The sequence below is a fragment of the Streptomyces sp. WAC05292 genome (assembly GCF_003949955.1).
In the GTDB taxonomy this organism is placed as follows: domain Bacteria; phylum Actinomycetota; class Actinomycetes; order Streptomycetales; family Streptomycetaceae; genus Streptomyces; species Streptomyces globosus.
Genome location: NZ_RPSE01000790.1, coordinates 1 through 925, shown reverse-complemented (window position 1 = coordinate 925; position 925 = coordinate 1). Strand labels below are relative to the sequence as shown.

Genomic DNA, 925 nt, shown 5'->3' with positions numbered 1-925 from the left:
TCATCGTGGGCCGCACGCTGGGCGCGGAGCAGTTCCGCGACAGCCACCTGTACTCGCCCGAGCGCGACCGGCATGTCTGCTGAGGGCGCAGCCGCGCCGCACGTCCTGATTCTGGGCGGCACCACCGCCCTCGGCTCCGACCGCGTCGCCTCCCAGATCGCGGCCCTGCGCGCCAAGGGCGGCGACGTCCGCGTCTCCTTCGGCGGCGCCGCCGGCTCCGAACTCGCCCTCACCTGCTCCTCCGCGGCCGAGCTCGCGGCCGCTTACGGCAAGGTCGTCGAGGCGTACGGGCTCACCAAGGCCGACTTCGACGTGGAGGGCGCCGCCCTGCCCGACAAGGCCGCCAACACGCGGCGCGCCCAGGCCGTCGCGCTCCTGCAGAAGAAGCACCCCGGGCTCGACGTCTCCTTCACCCTGCCCGTCATGCCGGAGGGGCTGACCCAGCCCGGGGTGGACCTCCTCGCCGACGCCAAGCACCACGGCGTGGCCGTCTCCGCCGTCAACGTGATGGCCATGGATTACGGGCCGGCCTACAGCGGCGACATGGGCGCATACGCCATCCAGGCGGCCACCGCGACCCAGGCGCAGGTCAAGGGCGTCTTCGGGCTGTCCGAAGCCGAGGCGTGGAAGAAGGTCGCCGTGACGCCGATGATCGGCGTCAACGACGTGGTGACCGAGATATTCACCGTCGAGGACGCCGGACAGCTCGCCGACTTCGCCCGCTCCAAGGGGCTGGGCTGGCTCTCCATGTGGTCGGGGGCCCGGGACAAGCAGTGCCCCGGCGGCCCCAAGAACCAGGCCGACGCCACCTGCTCCTCCATCCTCCAGGAGCCCTTGGCCTTCACGAAGGCGTTCGCGGCCCGCTCCTGACCCCGGCTCCCCCGTACGGCCGCCCCGGCCCCGGGACGTGAGGGGCGGGCGGCCG

Annotated in this window: 2 pseudogenes; both read left to right on the top strand. The window is 73.0% G+C overall.

Annotated elements, in window-relative coordinates:
* Positions 1-83 (top strand): annotated as a pseudogene (locus tag EF903_RS33055) (precorrin-4 C(11)-methyltransferase); the annotation flags it as partial.
* Between the two features lie 31 nt (positions 84-114).
* A pseudogene (locus tag EF903_RS33050) lies at positions 115-870 on the top strand (chitinase); the annotation flags it as partial.
* Between the last annotated feature and the right edge of the window lie 55 nt (positions 871-925).